The organism is Devosia lacusdianchii (assembly GCF_022429625.1).
Classification (GTDB): Bacteria; Pseudomonadota; Alphaproteobacteria; order Rhizobiales; family Devosiaceae; genus Devosia; species Devosia lacusdianchii.
Window position 1 is genome coordinate 3,075,159 of sequence record NZ_CP092483.1, and the last position, 14,443, is coordinate 3,089,601.

Annotated in this window: 11 protein-coding genes; 3 read left to right on the top strand and 8 right to left on the bottom strand. The window is 62.8% G+C overall.

Translation table 11 applies throughout. From position 1 onward, the window contains the following. Positions 1-144: 144 nt before the first annotated feature. The 3 genes from MF606_RS15230 to MF606_RS15240 form a co-directional block, all read right to left on the bottom strand. A complete protein-coding gene (locus MF606_RS15230; RefSeq protein ID WP_240230196.1) occupies positions 145-951 on the bottom strand; it encodes an ATP-binding cassette domain-containing protein in 807 nt (268 codons plus the stop codon). Next, entirely contained in the window at positions 948-2,024 is a 1,077-nt protein-coding gene (locus MF606_RS15235; RefSeq protein WP_240230197.1) for an ABC transporter permease, read from the bottom strand. Before MF606_RS15235 ends, MF606_RS15230 begins: the two co-directional genes overlap by 4 nt. A 170-nt stretch (positions 2,025-2,194) precedes the next feature. Then, on the bottom strand, positions 2,195-3,223 hold the full coding sequence (locus MF606_RS15240; protein ID WP_240230198.1) for a sugar ABC transporter substrate-binding protein: 1,029 nt from the start codon (positions 3,221-3,223) through the stop codon (positions 2,195-2,197). Positions 3,224-3,530: 307 nt separating this feature from the next. Here MF606_RS15240 and MF606_RS15245 point away from each other — a divergent pair, with 307 nt between their 5' ends. Next, complete coding sequence (locus MF606_RS15245; protein ID WP_240230199.1) at positions 3,531-4,745, top strand: ROK family transcriptional regulator; 1,215 nt, start codon at positions 3,531-3,533, stop codon at positions 4,743-4,745. 23 nt (positions 4,746-4,768) lie between these two features. On the opposite strand, the gene MF606_RS15250 is transcribed toward MF606_RS15245, so the two are convergent. Beyond that, entirely contained in the window at positions 4,769-5,764 is a 996-nt protein-coding gene (locus MF606_RS15250; RefSeq protein WP_240230200.1) for a DNA topoisomerase IB, read from the bottom strand. Beyond that, entirely contained in the window at positions 5,761-5,922 is a 162-nt protein-coding gene (locus tag MF606_RS15255; protein ID WP_240230201.1) for a hypothetical protein, read from the bottom strand. The genes MF606_RS15250 and MF606_RS15255 overlap by 4 nt, the downstream gene beginning before the upstream one ends. 115 nt (positions 5,923-6,037) lie before the next feature. Here MF606_RS15255 and ade point away from each other — a divergent pair, with 115 nt between their 5' ends. Next, positions 6,038-7,747 carry an adenine deaminase gene (gene ade, locus MF606_RS15260; RefSeq protein WP_240230202.1) on the top strand — a complete coding sequence of 570 codons (1,710 nt, stop codon included), beginning with the start codon at positions 6,038-6,040 and terminating at the stop codon, positions 7,745-7,747. 6 nt (positions 7,748-7,753) lie between these two features. After that, positions 7,754-9,400 carry a CocE/NonD family hydrolase gene (locus MF606_RS15265; protein WP_240230203.1) on the top strand — a complete coding sequence of 549 codons (1,647 nt, stop codon included), beginning with the start codon at positions 7,754-7,756 and terminating at the stop codon, positions 9,398-9,400. 95 nt (positions 9,401-9,495) lie between these two features. On the opposite strand, the gene MF606_RS15270 is transcribed toward MF606_RS15265, so the two are convergent. The 3 genes from MF606_RS15270 to MF606_RS15280 form a co-directional block, all read right to left on the bottom strand. Continuing rightward, a complete protein-coding gene (locus tag MF606_RS15270) occupies positions 9,496-11,655 on the bottom strand; it encodes a malate synthase G (protein ID WP_240230204.1) in 2,160 nt (719 codons plus the stop codon). Positions 11,656-11,912: 257 nt separating this feature from the next. Next, positions 11,913-13,214, bottom strand: a complete 1,302-nt coding sequence (gene guaD, locus MF606_RS15275; protein WP_240230205.1) for a guanine deaminase — start codon at positions 13,212-13,214, stop codon at positions 11,913-11,915. Further along, positions 13,211-14,437 (bottom strand): urate hydroxylase PuuD, encoded by a 1,227-nt coding sequence (locus MF606_RS15280; protein WP_240230206.1) that lies wholly within the window; start codon positions 14,435-14,437, stop codon positions 13,211-13,213. The genes guaD and MF606_RS15280 overlap by 4 nt, the downstream gene beginning before the upstream one ends. Positions 14,438-14,443: the final 6 nt, after the last annotated feature.

Consider the following 14,443-nt stretch of genomic DNA (forward strand, 5'->3'; position numbering starts at 1 on the left):
AATGTGAGGCGCTGAGCAAATGCCCAGCCACTGAGCATCAATAGCCTACTGCGTCATTCCCGCGAAAGCGGGAATCTCCCTTCAGCACGTCGAACAAGGGAAATTCCCGCTTTCGCGGGAATGACGCAGTGCATGCAACACACCCTATGCCCCCGGCGGCTTCATCGCTCCGGTCATGATCGCCACGGCATCGGACATCGAATAGTCCTTGGGATTGATCACGGCGATCCGCTTGCCCAGGCGGTGGATGTGAATGCGGTCGGCCACTTCGAACACATGCGGCATGTTGTGGCTGATCAGCACGATGGGCAGCCCCCGTCGCTTGACGTCGAGCATCAGCTCCAGCACGCGCCGGCTTTCCTTGACGCCCAGGGCGGCCGTTGGCTCGTCCATGATGACGACACGTGAACCGAACGCGGCCGCGCGCGCCACGGCAACGCCTTGCCGTTGACCACCCGACAGGGTTTCCACCGACTGGTTGATGTTCTGGATGGTCATCAAACCCAATTCGCTGAGCTTGGCCCGGGCCATCTTGTTCATGCCCGAGCGATCCAGCAGCCGGAAGATATTGCCCAGTGGCCCAGGCTTGCGCATCTCGCGACCGAGGAACAGGTTATCGGCAATCGACAGGGCCGGCGACAAAGCCAGGTTCTGGTAGACCGTCTCGATCCCCGCCAGTCGCGCTTCCATCGGCGATTTGAAATGCACGGGCGAACCGTCGAGCTTGATGGTGCCGGCATCAGGAATGACGGCGCCGCAGAGGGCCTTGATCAGGGTCGACTTGCCCGCGCCGTTGTCGCCGATGACGGCGAGGATTTCGCCCGGCATCAGGTCGAAGTCGGCATTGTCGAGCGCCACCACCTTGCCGTAGCGCTTCTGCAGGCCCTGCGCCGACAGGATCGGCTGGGTTCCCGCAATGGGCGTTGCCGTTAGGTTTGCTGCCTGGCTCATGCGGAAATCTTCCTGATCCACTGGTCGGTCGTAACCGCGATGATGATGAGCGCGCCCACGGCAAATTCCTGCCAGAGCACATCGACGCCAGCGAGTGCCAAGCCGTTGCGGAACATGCCCACGATGAGGGCGCCCAGCAGAGTGCCGACTATGGAGCCACGACCCCCGAACAGTGAGGTGCCGCCAATCACCACCGCGGTGATGGAGTCGAGGTTGGCCGTCTGGCTGCCCAGCGGCGACACCGCTCCGACACGGCCGATCAGCACCCAGCTCGCCAGCGCACAGATGAACCCGGCCAGCGTATAGACGCCGATCAGCGTCCAGGTGGTGTTGATACCGGCCAGGCGCGCCGCCTCGGGATCATCGCCCGTCGCGTAGATATGCCGTCCGAAGGCGGTGCGATTGAGCACGTACCAGACCGTCGCCGCGATCAGGATCATCACCATCGACCCTGCGGTGAGAATCGCCCCACCGCCCAATGCGACCCTGGCGCCCATCCATTGCAGCATGGGCGCGATCGCCGCGATATCCTGGCTGCGGATGGTCTCGGAATTGGAGATGAAGATGATCATGGCGCCGTAAATCGACCAGGTGCCCAGCGTCACAATGAAGGGCGGCAGCTTTACCAGCGCCACCAGCAGGCCATTGATCAACCCGCACAGGATACCGGTGCCAACGCCCAGCACGAAGCTGATTTCGACCGGGACGCCGGCAACGACCGATAGCCGGCCCATCACGATGGAGGACAGGATCATGATGGCGCCAACCGAAAGGTCGATGCCGGCGGTGAGAATGATGAGAGTCTGGGCAATGCCGAGCACACCGATGATCGTCACCTGCTGCAGCACCAGCGACAGGTTGAACGGCGCGAAGAATTTCGAACCCGCGGCGATCGAAAAGATGATGATGCCGACGATGAGGACGATGAAGGGAATAGCCGTCGGATAGCTATGCAGGAACGACTGGACCTGCCGTATCGGCCCCTTTCGATCCTCCTCGAAACTCGCCACGGCCTGGGTCGCGCCGGCCAGGCCCTTCTCAGCGACTGCCGAGCCGCTTGCGTCATCACTCATGCAGGTCTCCTCCCAAGGCGTCGTAACTAGGTCTCTCCACCCCACAGACGTTCCCCCGGAACTTAATCCCGGGGGTCTCTCGCCGCTCGTGCCGGTTTGAGAATGACCCGCGGATCAAGTCCGCGGGAACGGCTGTCGGTGGGAAACGTATGAGTTTCCCACCAGTCAGCTTAGCCCCAGCAGAGCTCTGCCCCCTTGGTGGTGTCGATGGATTCGACGCCCGCTACCGGCTTGTCGGTTACCAGGGCCGCGCCGGTGTCGAAGAAATCGAGACCTTCAGTAACGGCGGGCTTTTCGCCCGTGTCGGCGAACTTCTTGATCGCTTCCATCGCCATGGAGGCCATCAGCAGCGGATATTGCTGGCTGGTCGCGCCGATGACGCCGTCCTTGACGTTGGCGACGCCCGGGCAACCGCCGTCAACCGAGACGATCAGCACCGAACCGTCATCACGGCCAGCGGCCTTGAGCGCCTCATAGGCACCGGCGGCGGCGGGTTCGTTGATTGTGTAGACCACATTGATGTCAGGGCATTTCTGCATCAGTGTTTCCATGGCGGTACGACCACCGTCTTCGGCACCGCCGGTCATTTCATGGCCGCAGATACGGGCGTCGTCTTCGTCCCCGTATTTGTTGGGGTCCTTCACGTCGATGCCAAAACCTTCCATGAAGCCCTGGTCGCGCAGATAGTCGACGGTCGGCTGGTTCACGGCCAGATCGAGCATGGCGATCTTGGCATTGGCAGCGGCGTCACCCAGCGAGCCAGCGGCCCACTGCCCGATCAGGCGTCCGGCCTGGCGGTTGTCGGTGGCAAAGGTCGCGTCGGCCGCGTCGATCGGATCGAGCGGGGTATCGAGCACGATCACCAGCAGCCCGGCATCGCGCGCCTGCTGGATGGTCGGCACAATAGCGCTGGAGTCGGACGGCACAATGGCGAAGCCCTTGGCGCCCGAAGCGATCAGGTTTTCGATTGCGGCGATCTGGCTGTCATTATCGCCGTCGAACTTGCCGGCGAATGTCTGCAGGGTGATGCCCAGCTCATCGGCCTTGGCCTGGGCGCCCTCACGCATCTTGACGAAGAAGGGATTGCCTTCCGTCTTGGTGATGAGGCCGACAATGACCTCCTGAGCATAGGCGGCAGTGCCGCACATCATGCCCAGCATCACGGCCCCAGCGGCCGCGATCTTCAAGAACTTACCCATCGATGTATCCCTCCCAAGGATTTTGCTTCGACCCGCGCAGCCGGCTCTGCCGGTCTCTCTTGGGCCATCACGAGGCCGGGTGCGGTACCTCCCCTACCCGGTCATGGCGGTCATAAAAGGCGATCCAAATGGCCCTGTCAATAAGTTTGTCCAATTGATTTATTAATTGACAGAGCCGCGCTCATGACGTCAGCTAGCGGCAGGGAGCATTGCACAAGTCGATGAAATCGATTGCAATTTTGCGCATCTTGCCGCCTATGGCTGATCCCGCAAGGGGTTGTCGCCGTTAACGCAGGGGGCGTTGTTGATGGTCAGGACAGAGGGACGCACCAGCTCGGACGATCTGAGCCGCGGCACTAATCAGACGGGCGTTCGGCTTTACAACGAACGGCTCGTGCTGTCCCTTATTCGCCGTCACGGCAGCCTGCCCAAGGCCGATATCGCGCGGCGCACGGGGCTCTCCCCGCAAACCATTTCCACCATTGCCAATGCGCTCGAAGCCGACGGGCTGATCACCCGGCTCGACCCGCTGCGCGGCAAGGTCGGCCAGCCGCTGGTGCCCTACGCGCTCAATCCGCGTGGTGCCTTCTTTCTCGGCCTCAAGGTCGGCCGTCGTAGTTCCGACGTGGTGCTGATGGATTTTGCCGGCACCGTGCTTGGCCGTATCCACGAGCCGCACCCCTACCCAACGCCACAAGTCATGCTCGCGCTTGCCCGGCGCGGCATCGAGGAATTGCCGGGCGCCCTCAGCGTGGTAGAACGCGACCGTGTCGCCGGCTTCGGCATTGCCTCGCCGTTCGAACTCTGGAACTGGGCCGCGCAGCTTGGCGCTCCTGTGGACGTGCTCGAGGCCTGGCGAGAGGCCAATATCCGCGCCGACATCGCCGCGATCAGCCCCTGGCCGGTTTATTTCCACAATGACGGCACCGCCGCTTGCGCCGCCGAACTGGTGCTGGGCAATGGCCAGCATGGAGAGGATTTTCTCTACGTTTTCCTCGGCTCGTTCATCGGCGGCGGCGCCGTGCTCAACGGACACCTGTTTCCGGGCCGAACCGGTTATGGCGGCGCCATCGGCCCCCTGCCCGTCCCTACCGCCGACGGTGGCTTCGAGCAGATTCTGCGCAGCGCATCGATCTACGTGCTGGCCGACAAGCTGAGTGCCGCCGGCGTCGATCCGGCGGTGCTCTGGCGCGATCCGAGTGACTGGGGTGACCTGGGCCGGCCGCTGGACGACTGGATCGCCCAAGCGGCCAGGAGCCTGGCGGTCGCGGTCGTGAGCGCAGTGTCGATTATCGACTTCCGCACCATCGTCATCGACGGTGCGTTCCCGGTCTCGGTGCGTCGCGCTCTGGTGCATGCGACGCGCATCGCCGTGACCGAGTTTGATCTTCAGGGCCTGGCACCCTTTGGCGTGTCGGAAGGAACGATCGGCTTCGGCGCCCGCGAAGTCGGCGGTGCGTGCCTGCCGCTCCTCGCCAATTTCACCCAGGACCGCGAAGTGCTGTTCAAGGAGAACGGCTGATGGGCATGCTGATAATCGGTTCGCTAGGCCACTGCGGCCAGGACTACACCCAGACGTTTTTCTCGGGCGAGTAAGCCGGTGCGACCGTTGCCAGCAGCCTCCCACATCGCCTTGAGCTTGCCCTCGTCGAACAGCTTGAACAGGCATGGCGCGATATAGGACTTCCGGCAGATCACCGGCGTGTTGCGCAGCACGTCGGCCACGTCACGCGCCACCTGCGCCATTTGCCGCCGCCGCGCCGATTCCGATCCGCCGGCGTCGAGCTGAGCCAGAGCCTCGCCAGCCATGGCGCTAGCATGGAGCGTGCGGAAATCCTTGGCCGCAATGTCGACTCCCGCGAGGTCGCGCAGGTAGGCATTGATACTGCCCGTCTTGATCGGGCGCGCCTTACCTGCCTCGTCACGATAGACGAGCAGCCGCTTGCCCGGCAGGGTCTTGATCCGCGCCACCGCGTCAGCGAGCTTCTTGTCATTGAGGCAGTATTCGGCCCGCTTGCCGCCCTTCGCGTCGAAGGCCATGCAGACCTCGTCACCGGCCACCCGCACGTCGCGCGCGTAAAGCGTGCCGGCACCGCGGGTGCCGCTGCTTTCGAGATATTTCTCTCGTCCCACCCGCATCGCGGTCTTGTCGATCAGCGCCACGGCGATGGCCAGCGCCAGTTGGCGACTGCCGGTTTCGGCATGCAGGTCATCGGCGACCTTGCGACGCAGCTTGGGCAACACGCCAGTCAGCAGGGCCAGCCGCCGCTGCTTCTTGCCGTCGCGGCGCAATTCCCATTCGGGGTGATAGATATACTGTTCGCGGCCGGCCTCATCGACGCCCAGCGCCTGGATGTGGGCCTTTTCGTTCGGCGCGATACGCACCTGCCGCCATGCCGGCGGAATGCCCAGTGCCTTGATCCGAGCCTTGGTCGCCGCATCGGAGACCGTGCCGCCGTCGCCATCCCGATAGGAAAAGCCGGTTCCCCGGCGCTCGCGCGTCAGCGTTAGTCCAGATCGATAGATCCTGACCAGTCTCACGGTGCAGGAGGGGATTGGGTGAAGGTGTAGATGAGGTAAATGATGGCAAACAGCACCACGATACCCATCAGCGAGATCAGCAAGACACGCAGGTTCATCTTGCGCGGGCTGGCCTGGCGCACCTCGGTTGCGGTCTTGTCGGGATCATAGGTTTCCATCACGCACTCCTTGCGGTCGTCAGATCCAACGTGCGCAGGGCGCGACGGTTCCGCCCCTTGACGCGCCGACCGCGCGGGCCGACCTTCGCCCATGACTCATATTCAGGAATGCCTTATGCCCAGCGCCGCCACCCTCACCCGCATGATCCTCGCCGGACAGGGAAAGGCGCCAGCCGAACTAGTGATCAAGGACGTTCAACTGCTCGACGTCATCACCGGCGCCGTGACCCGCACCGATATCGCCATCGTTGGCGACCGGATTGTCGGCACGCATGCCAATTATGAGGGCGAGACCGTCATCGACGGCCGGGGCCGTTTTGCCGTACCGGGCTTCATCGATACGCACTTGCACATCGAATCGTCCCTGGTGACGCCGTTCGAGTTCGACCGCTGCGTGCTGCCGCATGGCGTCACCACGGTCATCTGCGACCCGCACGAGATCGCCAATGTGCTGGGCGCCGAGGGCATCAAGTATTTCCTCGATTGCGCCGAGCAGACGGTGATGGATATCAGGGTGAACCTATCATCCTGCGTGCCGGCCACCGCCTTCGAAACCTCTGGCGCGGCGCTGGAAATCGCCGATCTCGAACCCTTCCGCAGCCATCCCAAGGTCATCGGGCTGGCCGAAATGATGAACTTCCCCGGCGTCCTCAACGCCGATCCAGGCATCATCGCCAAGCTGGTGGCTTTTCAAGGCGGCCATATCGACGGTCACGCGCCCTTGCTGCTCGGCACCGCACTCAATGGCTACCTCGCCGCAGCCATCCGCACCGATCACGAGGCGACCAGCGCCGCCGAGGCCCGCGAAAAGCTGGCCAAGGGCATGGCCATTCTCATCCGCGAAGGCTCAGTGTCCAAGGACCTCAATGCGCTGGCCGAGATCCTCGACGAAAACACCTCAAGCTTCGTCGCCCTTTGCACCGACGATCGAAATCCACTCGACATCGCCGAGGAAGGACATCTCGATAGTTCGATCCGCCGCCTGATTGCCATGGGCCGGCCGCTGCATCACGTCTACCGCGCCGCCAGCCACTCGGCAGCGCGCATTTTCGGGCTTCGGGATCGCGGCCTCGTCGCTCCGGGCTGGCGCGCTGACATCGCCTTGCTCGACAGCCTCGAGGACTGCCGCGTCTCCGACGTCGTGACCGGTGGGCGCCTGGTGGTGCCGGAGCTGTTCGCCGCCCGCAAGCCGGTGGAGCCTGTCGGCCTGGCCTCGATGAAAGCCAAGCCGGTCAGTGCCGACGACTTCATCGTCCCCGCCCGGCCGGATCGCAACCAGACGCCGGTGATCGGGGTCAAGCCAGGGCTGATCCTCACCTTCCGCGAGAGTGCCGCACTGCCGGTCAGCGACAAGGGCACAATGCCAGATCTCGATGCCGATGTGCTCAAGGTCACCGTCATCGAGCGGCATGGCCGCAACGGCAATATCGGTCGCGGCTTCGTCAAGGGCTTCGGCCTCAAGCGCGGCGCCATTGCCTCATCGGTCGGGCACGACAGCCACAACATCACCGTCATTGGCGCCACGGACGAGGACATGGCCGTGGCGGTGAACCGCCTGATCGAGCTGCGCGGCGGCTTCGTGGTGGCGGATGGGGGCAAGGTCACCGCCGAACTAGCCCTACCCATTGCCGGCCTGATGAGCCCCAAGCCGTTCGAGGACGTGACGCACGATCTGCATGCTTTGCGGGAAGCTGCGTACAAGCTTGATTGCAGCCTGCCGGAGCCTTTCTTGCAGGTTGCTTTCCTGGCGCTGCCGGTCATCCCGCACCTCAAGATGACGGACCGGGGTCTGTTCGATGTCGACAAGTTCGACTTCGTCGACTGACCACAGATGAGCCTCCGCACCCTCATCCTGAGCTGGCTCGACAAGCTGCCGCCGCGGCTGAACGGCGTCACCCGTCATCGCAACATTGCGCTTGAGATGGCCGATGGCGTGGTGCTGATGACCGACCACTTTGCGCCCAAAAGCATCGGCGATCACCCCACCATCCTGATGCGCCTGCCCTATGGTCGCACCGGCTTTGCCGGCGTCGCCGAAGCCTATGCCGAGCGCGGTTTTCATGTCGTGCTGCAGGCCTGCCGGGGTACCGAGAAGTCCGGCGGCGAATTCGACCCGCTGGTCAACGAGCGGGCCGACGGCCTCGCTACGCTCGACTGGATCAAGGCGCAGCCCTGGTTTGACGGGCGGCTGGGACTCTCGGGTCCCAGCTATCTCGGCTATGCACAATGGGCGATTTCCGATGCACTGCCGCAGGTATCGGCCATGGCGACCAAGGTGACGACTGCCGATTTCCGTTCAGTCGTTTTTCCCGCCGGCGCCTTTCACCTCGGGCTTTGGCTGAGCTGGCTGCAGGTGATCGAGGGGCTGCGCGAGCGGCCGCTCAAGATGGCCGGGACCATGTTTTCCGGGGGTGTCGAGCGCATTACGGCCAAAGCGTCGATGGTATTGCCGCTGATCGAGGCAGATGTCGCGGCGGTCGGGCGGCCGATCGGCTTCTGGCGGCATTGGTTCAAGGAGGCCATCGGCAATGATGCATTCTGGGAGACCATCGACCACCGCCATCGGCTGACTGTGGATACGCCACCGGTGCACTTCATGTCCGGCTGGTACGATTTCATGCTCGACCAGTTGCTGGATGACTATAGGCGTTTGGTTTCATTGGGTCATTCGCCCTACCTAACCATCGGTACCTGGACCCATATCGCTGACGAACTACAGCGCGACAATCTGCGTGAAACGCTGCTCTGGATGCGCGCCAAGCTGATGGGTGATGCTTCGGGACTGCGTGAGAAGCCGGTGCGCATTCATATTTCCGGGCTCGATGGGTGGCGGGAGTTTGACCATTATCCTCCGGGTCCGCCGATCATGCAGACCTGGACCATAGGCAGCGAGCGCCGGCTTTTGCCTTCAAATGGCCGTCAGAATGAACGGAAAATAACGGCGGATGAACGCGATACCTACCGTTACGACCCGGCCGACCCAACGCCCAATATCGGTGGCGCCATGTTTGCCTTCACCGGCGCCGGTCCGGTCGACAATGCCTTGCGCGAAAACCGGGCCGATGTGCTGAGCTATACGTCCGAAGCATTGGCCGAAGACCTGACATTGATCGGGCAGACTCAGGTGGCACTACACGTGCGGGCCAGCGTACCCTATGTGGACTTCTTCCTGCGGCTCTGCGATGTCGGACCGAATGGCGTGTCGATCAACATTTGCGATGGGCTGATCCGGGTGACACCCGACACGCCACGCGAGCCGGACGGGAGCTGGCGGCTGGCATTCACTCTGCACGCCACCGCACATTGCTTTCTGGCGGGCAACAGATTGCGGCTACAGGTGTCATCAGGTGCTCATCCGCGCTACGCGCGAAATCTCGGCACGGGCGAGCCGGTGGGGACGACAACGACGATGGTGGCCAACGAGATTGAAGTCAGCCATGGCTCCACCGTAGCGCTGCCCACCTATCGGATGGCGTAGGCCTGCCGTGTGGTACCGCACGCTCGATCGTCACCCTCGGGCTTGACCCGAGGGTGACGATCGGTGGGGATAGCCAGGGACTTGCAGTCGGAATCCTACTTCGCGTCCCGCGCTTTCACTTTGCGCCGCGCCGCATGCAGCAGCGGCTCCGTATAGCCACTCGGTTGATCCGCGCCGTGCAGAGCCAGATCCAGCGCCGCCTGGAAGGCGAGCGAGTGGAAATTCTCGGCCATGGGGCGATAGAGCGGATCATCCACATTCTGCTGATCCACCACGGCGGCCATGCGCTCGAATGTGGACGTCACCTCGTCGCGGCTGACCAGGCCATGACGCAGCCAATTGGCCACGGCCTGCGAGGAAATGCGGCAGGTAGCGCGGTCTTCCATCAGGCCGACATTGTTGATGTCGGGTACCTTGGAACAGCCAACACCCTGCTGCACCCAACGGACGACATAGCCGAGAATGCCCTGAGCATTGTTCTCAAGCTCGCGGGTGATTTCCTCGCGGCTCAGCGAGAACGGCACCTGGATGGGCATGGAGAAGAGCTCGCTCAGCGGCGGCAACGGCTGGTTGTGGCGGCGGCGCTGGGCCTCGAACACGTCGATCTGGTGATAATGCAGCGCATGCAGCGTCGCGGCGGTGGGTGAGGGTACCCAGGCGGTATTGGCACCGGCATTGGGATGGCCGGATTTGGCCGCCATCATCGCCGCCATATCGTCGGGCCGGGCCCACATGCCCTTGCCGATCTGCGCCCGGCCGGAAAGCCCGCAGGCCAGCCCGATCAGCACATTGCGATCTTCGTAGGAAGCGATCCAGCGCTCGGCCTTGATCTCGTCCTTGCGCAGCACCGGGCCGGCTTCCATCGAGGTATGAATCTCATCGCCGGTGCGATCGAGGAAGCCGGTATTGATGAAGAACACCCGCTGGCGCGCTTCGTAGATCGCGGCCTTGAGGTTGGCTGAGGTCCGGCGCTCCTCGTCCATGATGCCGATCTTGATGGTATTCGGCTTGAGCCCCAGCATGGCCTCGACCGAAGCGAAGATGGCACAGGCGAAGGCCACTTCCTCGGGGCCGTGCATCTTCGGCTTGACCACATAGATGGCGCCGGTGCTGCTGTTGACCTTGTCCTGCATGGCGCAGAGCACGGTGACGGCGGCATCCATCAGGCCTTCACCAATCGGCTTGCCGTCGAACAGCACCGCGTCAGTGGTCATCAGGTGGCCGACATTGCGCACCAGCAGCAGCGAGCGGCCCTTGAGCACCAGTGGCTGGCCGTCGACGCCCTTGTAGGTGCGATCGGCCTTGAGCTTGCGAGTGATCTGACGGCCATTCTTCTCGAAGGTGTCCTCGAGCGTGCCGTTCATCAGCCCGAGCCAGTTGCGATAGACGCCGACCTTGTCTTCGGCATCAACGGCGGCAACGGAATCCTCGCAATCCTGAATGGTAGTCAGCGCTGCTTCGACGATGATATCAGCGAGTCCGGCCTTGTGCGTGCCGCCGATGACGCTGCCCGGCTCGATGACCAGGATCACGTGCAGGCCGTGGTGGCGCAATACCAGCTCGCCCGACGCCTCGGTGCCACCATAGCCGACAAAAGCACCGGGATCGCGCAGGCCGGTGCGACCCGCTGATGTGTCGACCTCGAAATGCGCGTGGTCGCCATTCTTTACCACGTGATAGCCAGTGACATCGCGATGGCTGCCCGTCGCCAGCGGGAAGGCTTCGTCGAGAAACGCCGCAGCCTTCTCGACCACGGCCGCGCCGCGTGCCGCATTATAGCCCTTGCCGGGCGCCAGCTCGCCGTCGCGAGCGATGATGTCCGTGCCGTAATAGGCGTCGTAGAGACTGCCCCAGCGGGCATTGGCAGCATTGAGCGCGTAGCGCGCGTTCGATACCGGCACGACGAGCTGCGGGCCGCATAGGGTGGTGATTTCGGGATCGAGGCCAGTGGTTTCGATGGTGAAATCATCAGGCTCCGGCACGACGTAGCCGATATCCTTGAGGAAGAACTCATAACCCTGCGGGTTATTGGCGACCGGGCCATACTTGCGATGCCAGTCGTCGATCTTTGCCTGGATGTCGTCGCGCTTGGCCAGAAGCCGTGCATTGGTCGGCGCGTGCTCGGCAACAACAGCGGCAAAGCCGGACCAGAATTGTTCGGCGCTGACCGCCAGGCCCGGAAGCGCTTCCTTCTCGACGAAATCGACCAGCAGGGGGTGAACCGATAGGCCGGATTTCGTCTGGTAGGTCGTCATTTTAGTTCCTTCTCTGGCCCTGCCAATCGGGCGGGACTATCGCAATGGTTTCACCGCTCTCCCAGTCGACACCCTCCCCCTTGTGGGGAGGGATCAAGGGTGGGGGTAGTCACATTCACCGGACTCGCGGAGAGATACCCCCGCCCTGCTCGATTAACGGACTTAGCAAGGCTAAGTCCTATCTCGCTTCCCTCCCCACAAGGGGGAGGGTGGACGACTGAGACATCTGGATAAAATCTAGGCGAAGGGCGGCCGGCTCACAACCCGCCTAAAGTCGACTTTGCCTTTGCACCAGCCACATAGACCTCGGCGATAGAGCGATCGTCGCCCAGGGTCTGCAGCAGGAACAGCTCCTCGACCAGGGTCTCCACCGTCTCCATCCGCAGCTTCATCGCCGGCGTCGCCGCGGCGTCGAGCACCACGAGATCGGCCGCACAACCGGGGGCGATGGTGCCGATGGTGCCTTCGAGCGACAGCGAGCGGGCATTGCCCAGGGTCATCATGTAGAACGAGTTGAGCGGGGTCAGCCGCTGGCCGCGCAATTGCAGGATCTTGTAGGCCTCGTCCATGGTCTGCAGCATGCCGTAGCTGGTGCCGCCGCCAATATCGGTGGCAACGCCGATCCGCACGCCGGACTTGGCCAACCGCTCGCGGTCGAACAGGCCGGAGCCGAGGAACAGGTTGGACGTGGGGCAGAACACGGCCACCGATCCGGTCTCGGCCAGCACATGGGTTTCGCGGTGGTTGAGGTGGATGCAATGACCCAGCAAAGTTTTGCGGCCTAGCAGGCCGTAATCCTCGTAGATGCCCGTGTAATCCGGCGAGTTCGGGTAAAGCTCCATCGAGAAGGTGATCTCGGCGGCGTTCTCGCTGAGATGAGTTTGCACATAGCATTCGGGATGCTCGGCCACGAGCGCGCGCGACGCGTCCAACTGCTCCGGCGTCGAGGTGATGGCGAAACGGGGCGAGATGGCGTAGAGGCCCCTGCCCCTGCCATGCCAGCGCTCGATCAGCATCTTGGTGTCGTCATAGCCCGACTGGGCGGTATCGCAGAGCGCTTCGGGCGCATTGCGATCCATCATCACCTTGCCGCCCACCATCAGCATATTGCGCTTCTCGGCCTCGCCGAAAAACGCGTCGACCGAGCGCGGGTGGCTGGAACAATAGGCGACGGCCGTGGTCGTGCCGTTGCGGATCAGCTCGTCGTAGAAGGCAGCGGCAACAGCACCCGCATGGCCCTGCTGGCTGAACTTCTGCTCTTCCACAAACGTGTAGGTACTGAGCCATTCCAGCAATGAGCCGGCATAGGAGGCGATCATCTGGCTCTGCACATAATGCAGATGCATATCGATGAAGCCGGGCAGGATAAGATGCGGACGATGATCGATGACTTCGGCGTCGCCAATGGCGGCTGCATCGTAGTCGCCTGTTGACACCACCTTGCCATCGGCGATGGCGATCATGCCATCTTCGAAAAAGCGATAGCTCTCCGTGTCATCGAGGCCCCGCGGCTCGCTGACAAAGGTGAGCACGCGGCCGCGCAGGATCGTCCGGCTCATTGCTCCGAGCCCTCGCGGAACCATTCCACAACCAGCGCTCGCTCTTCAGCCGTCATTTCGCTGACATTGCCTGGCGGCATGGCATGGGCGTAGCCGGCCTGCATGGCGATATCCTTGGCGTGGTTGGCAATGGCGATGTCATTGTCGAGGATGACGTTTTTGGGCGCTTCATAGATGCCGGGCCAGGCCGGCTCGGCGGTGTGGCACATGGCGCAGCGCGTCTGCACCGCTAGGCTGGCAGCGGCAAAATGCTCTGCTGCGAGAAAGGGTTCGGCCGCACGAGACGCCACCTCCTCTCCCGCCGACCCTGGCAGCTTTGGCGCGGTGGAGAGCCACGCGATGATGATGAAGAGGATGACCGCCACGGCCCAGGTCCAGTGCGGATTACCCTTCCGCGCATGGCGCGTGTTAAAATAATGCCGGATGACCACGCCGACGAGGAAGATCAGGCTGGCAATGATCCAGTTCCACTGTGTAGCGAAGGCCAGCGGATAGTGACTCGACAGCATGAAGAAGATGACGGGTAGCGTCAGGTAGTTGTTATGCAGGCTCCGCTGCTTGGCGATCTTGCCATATTTGGCGTCGGGCACCTTGCCCGCCTTGAGATCGGCAACCACAATCTTCTGATTGGGGATAATGATCATGGCCACGTTCGCCGCCATGATGGTCGCGGTGAACGCGCCCATATGCAGCATGGCGGCACGGCCGGTGAACAACTGCGTATAGCCCCAGCTCATCGCCACGAGGATGGCGAACAGCACCAGCATCAGCCCGGTGGTCGAATTGCCGATCGGCGATTTGCAGAGCCCGTCATAGAGCACCCAGCCCAGCACGATCGAGGCGATCGACAAGAGGATGGCCTGCCACTGCGCGAGGTCGAGCACATTGCGGTCGATGAGGTAAATATCGGCGCCGACGTAGTAGACCAGCGCCAGCAGCATGAAGCCGGAAAACCAGGTCCAGTAGCTCTCCCATTTGAACCAGGTCAGGTGTTCGGGCAAAAACTCGGGCGCCACCAGGTATTTCTGGATGTGGTAGAAGCCGCCGCCATGCACCTGCCACTCCTCGCCGTGGGCAAACGGCGGCAGACTCGGCGTCTTGCGCAGGCCCAGGTCCAGCGCGATGAAGTAGAAGGACGAGCCGATCCAGGCGATGGCCGTGATCACGTGCAACCAGCGCACGGCGAACATCAGCCATTCGTAAAAAATGATGTAGTCCGGCATCGCCTT

Coding starts and splice junctions, on each gene's coding strand:
- MF606_RS15230 (WP_240230196.1), bottom strand. CDS start 951: ATGAGCCAGGCAGCAAACCTAACGGCAACGCCCATTGCGGGAACCCAG.
- MF606_RS15235 (WP_240230197.1), bottom strand. CDS start 2,024: ATGAGTGATGACGCAAGCGGCTCGGCAGTCGCTGAGAAGGGCCTGGCC.
- MF606_RS15240 (WP_240230198.1), bottom strand. CDS start 3,223: ATGGGTAAGTTCTTGAAGATCGCGGCCGCTGGGGCCGTGATGCTGGGC.
- MF606_RS15245 (WP_240230199.1), top strand. CDS start 3,531: ATGGTCAGGACAGAGGGACGCACCAGCTCGGACGATCTGAGCCGCGGC.
- MF606_RS15255 (WP_240230201.1), bottom strand. CDS start 5,922: ATGGAAACCTATGATCCCGACAAGACCGCAACCGAGGTGCGCCAGGCC.
- ade (WP_240230202.1), top strand. CDS start 6,038: ATGCCCAGCGCCGCCACCCTCACCCGCATGATCCTCGCCGGACAGGGA.
- MF606_RS15265 (WP_240230203.1), top strand. CDS start 7,754: ATGAGCCTCCGCACCCTCATCCTGAGCTGGCTCGACAAGCTGCCGCCG.
- MF606_RS15270 (WP_240230204.1), bottom strand. CDS start 11,655: ATGACGACCTACCAGACGAAATCCGGCCTATCGGTTCACCCCCTGCTG.
- guaD (WP_240230205.1), bottom strand. CDS start 13,214: ATGAGCCGGACGATCCTGCGCGGCCGCGTGCTCACCTTTGTCAGCGAG.
- MF606_RS15280 (WP_240230206.1), bottom strand. CDS start 14,437: ATGCCGGACTACATCATTTTTTACGAATGGCTGATGTTCGCCGTGCGC.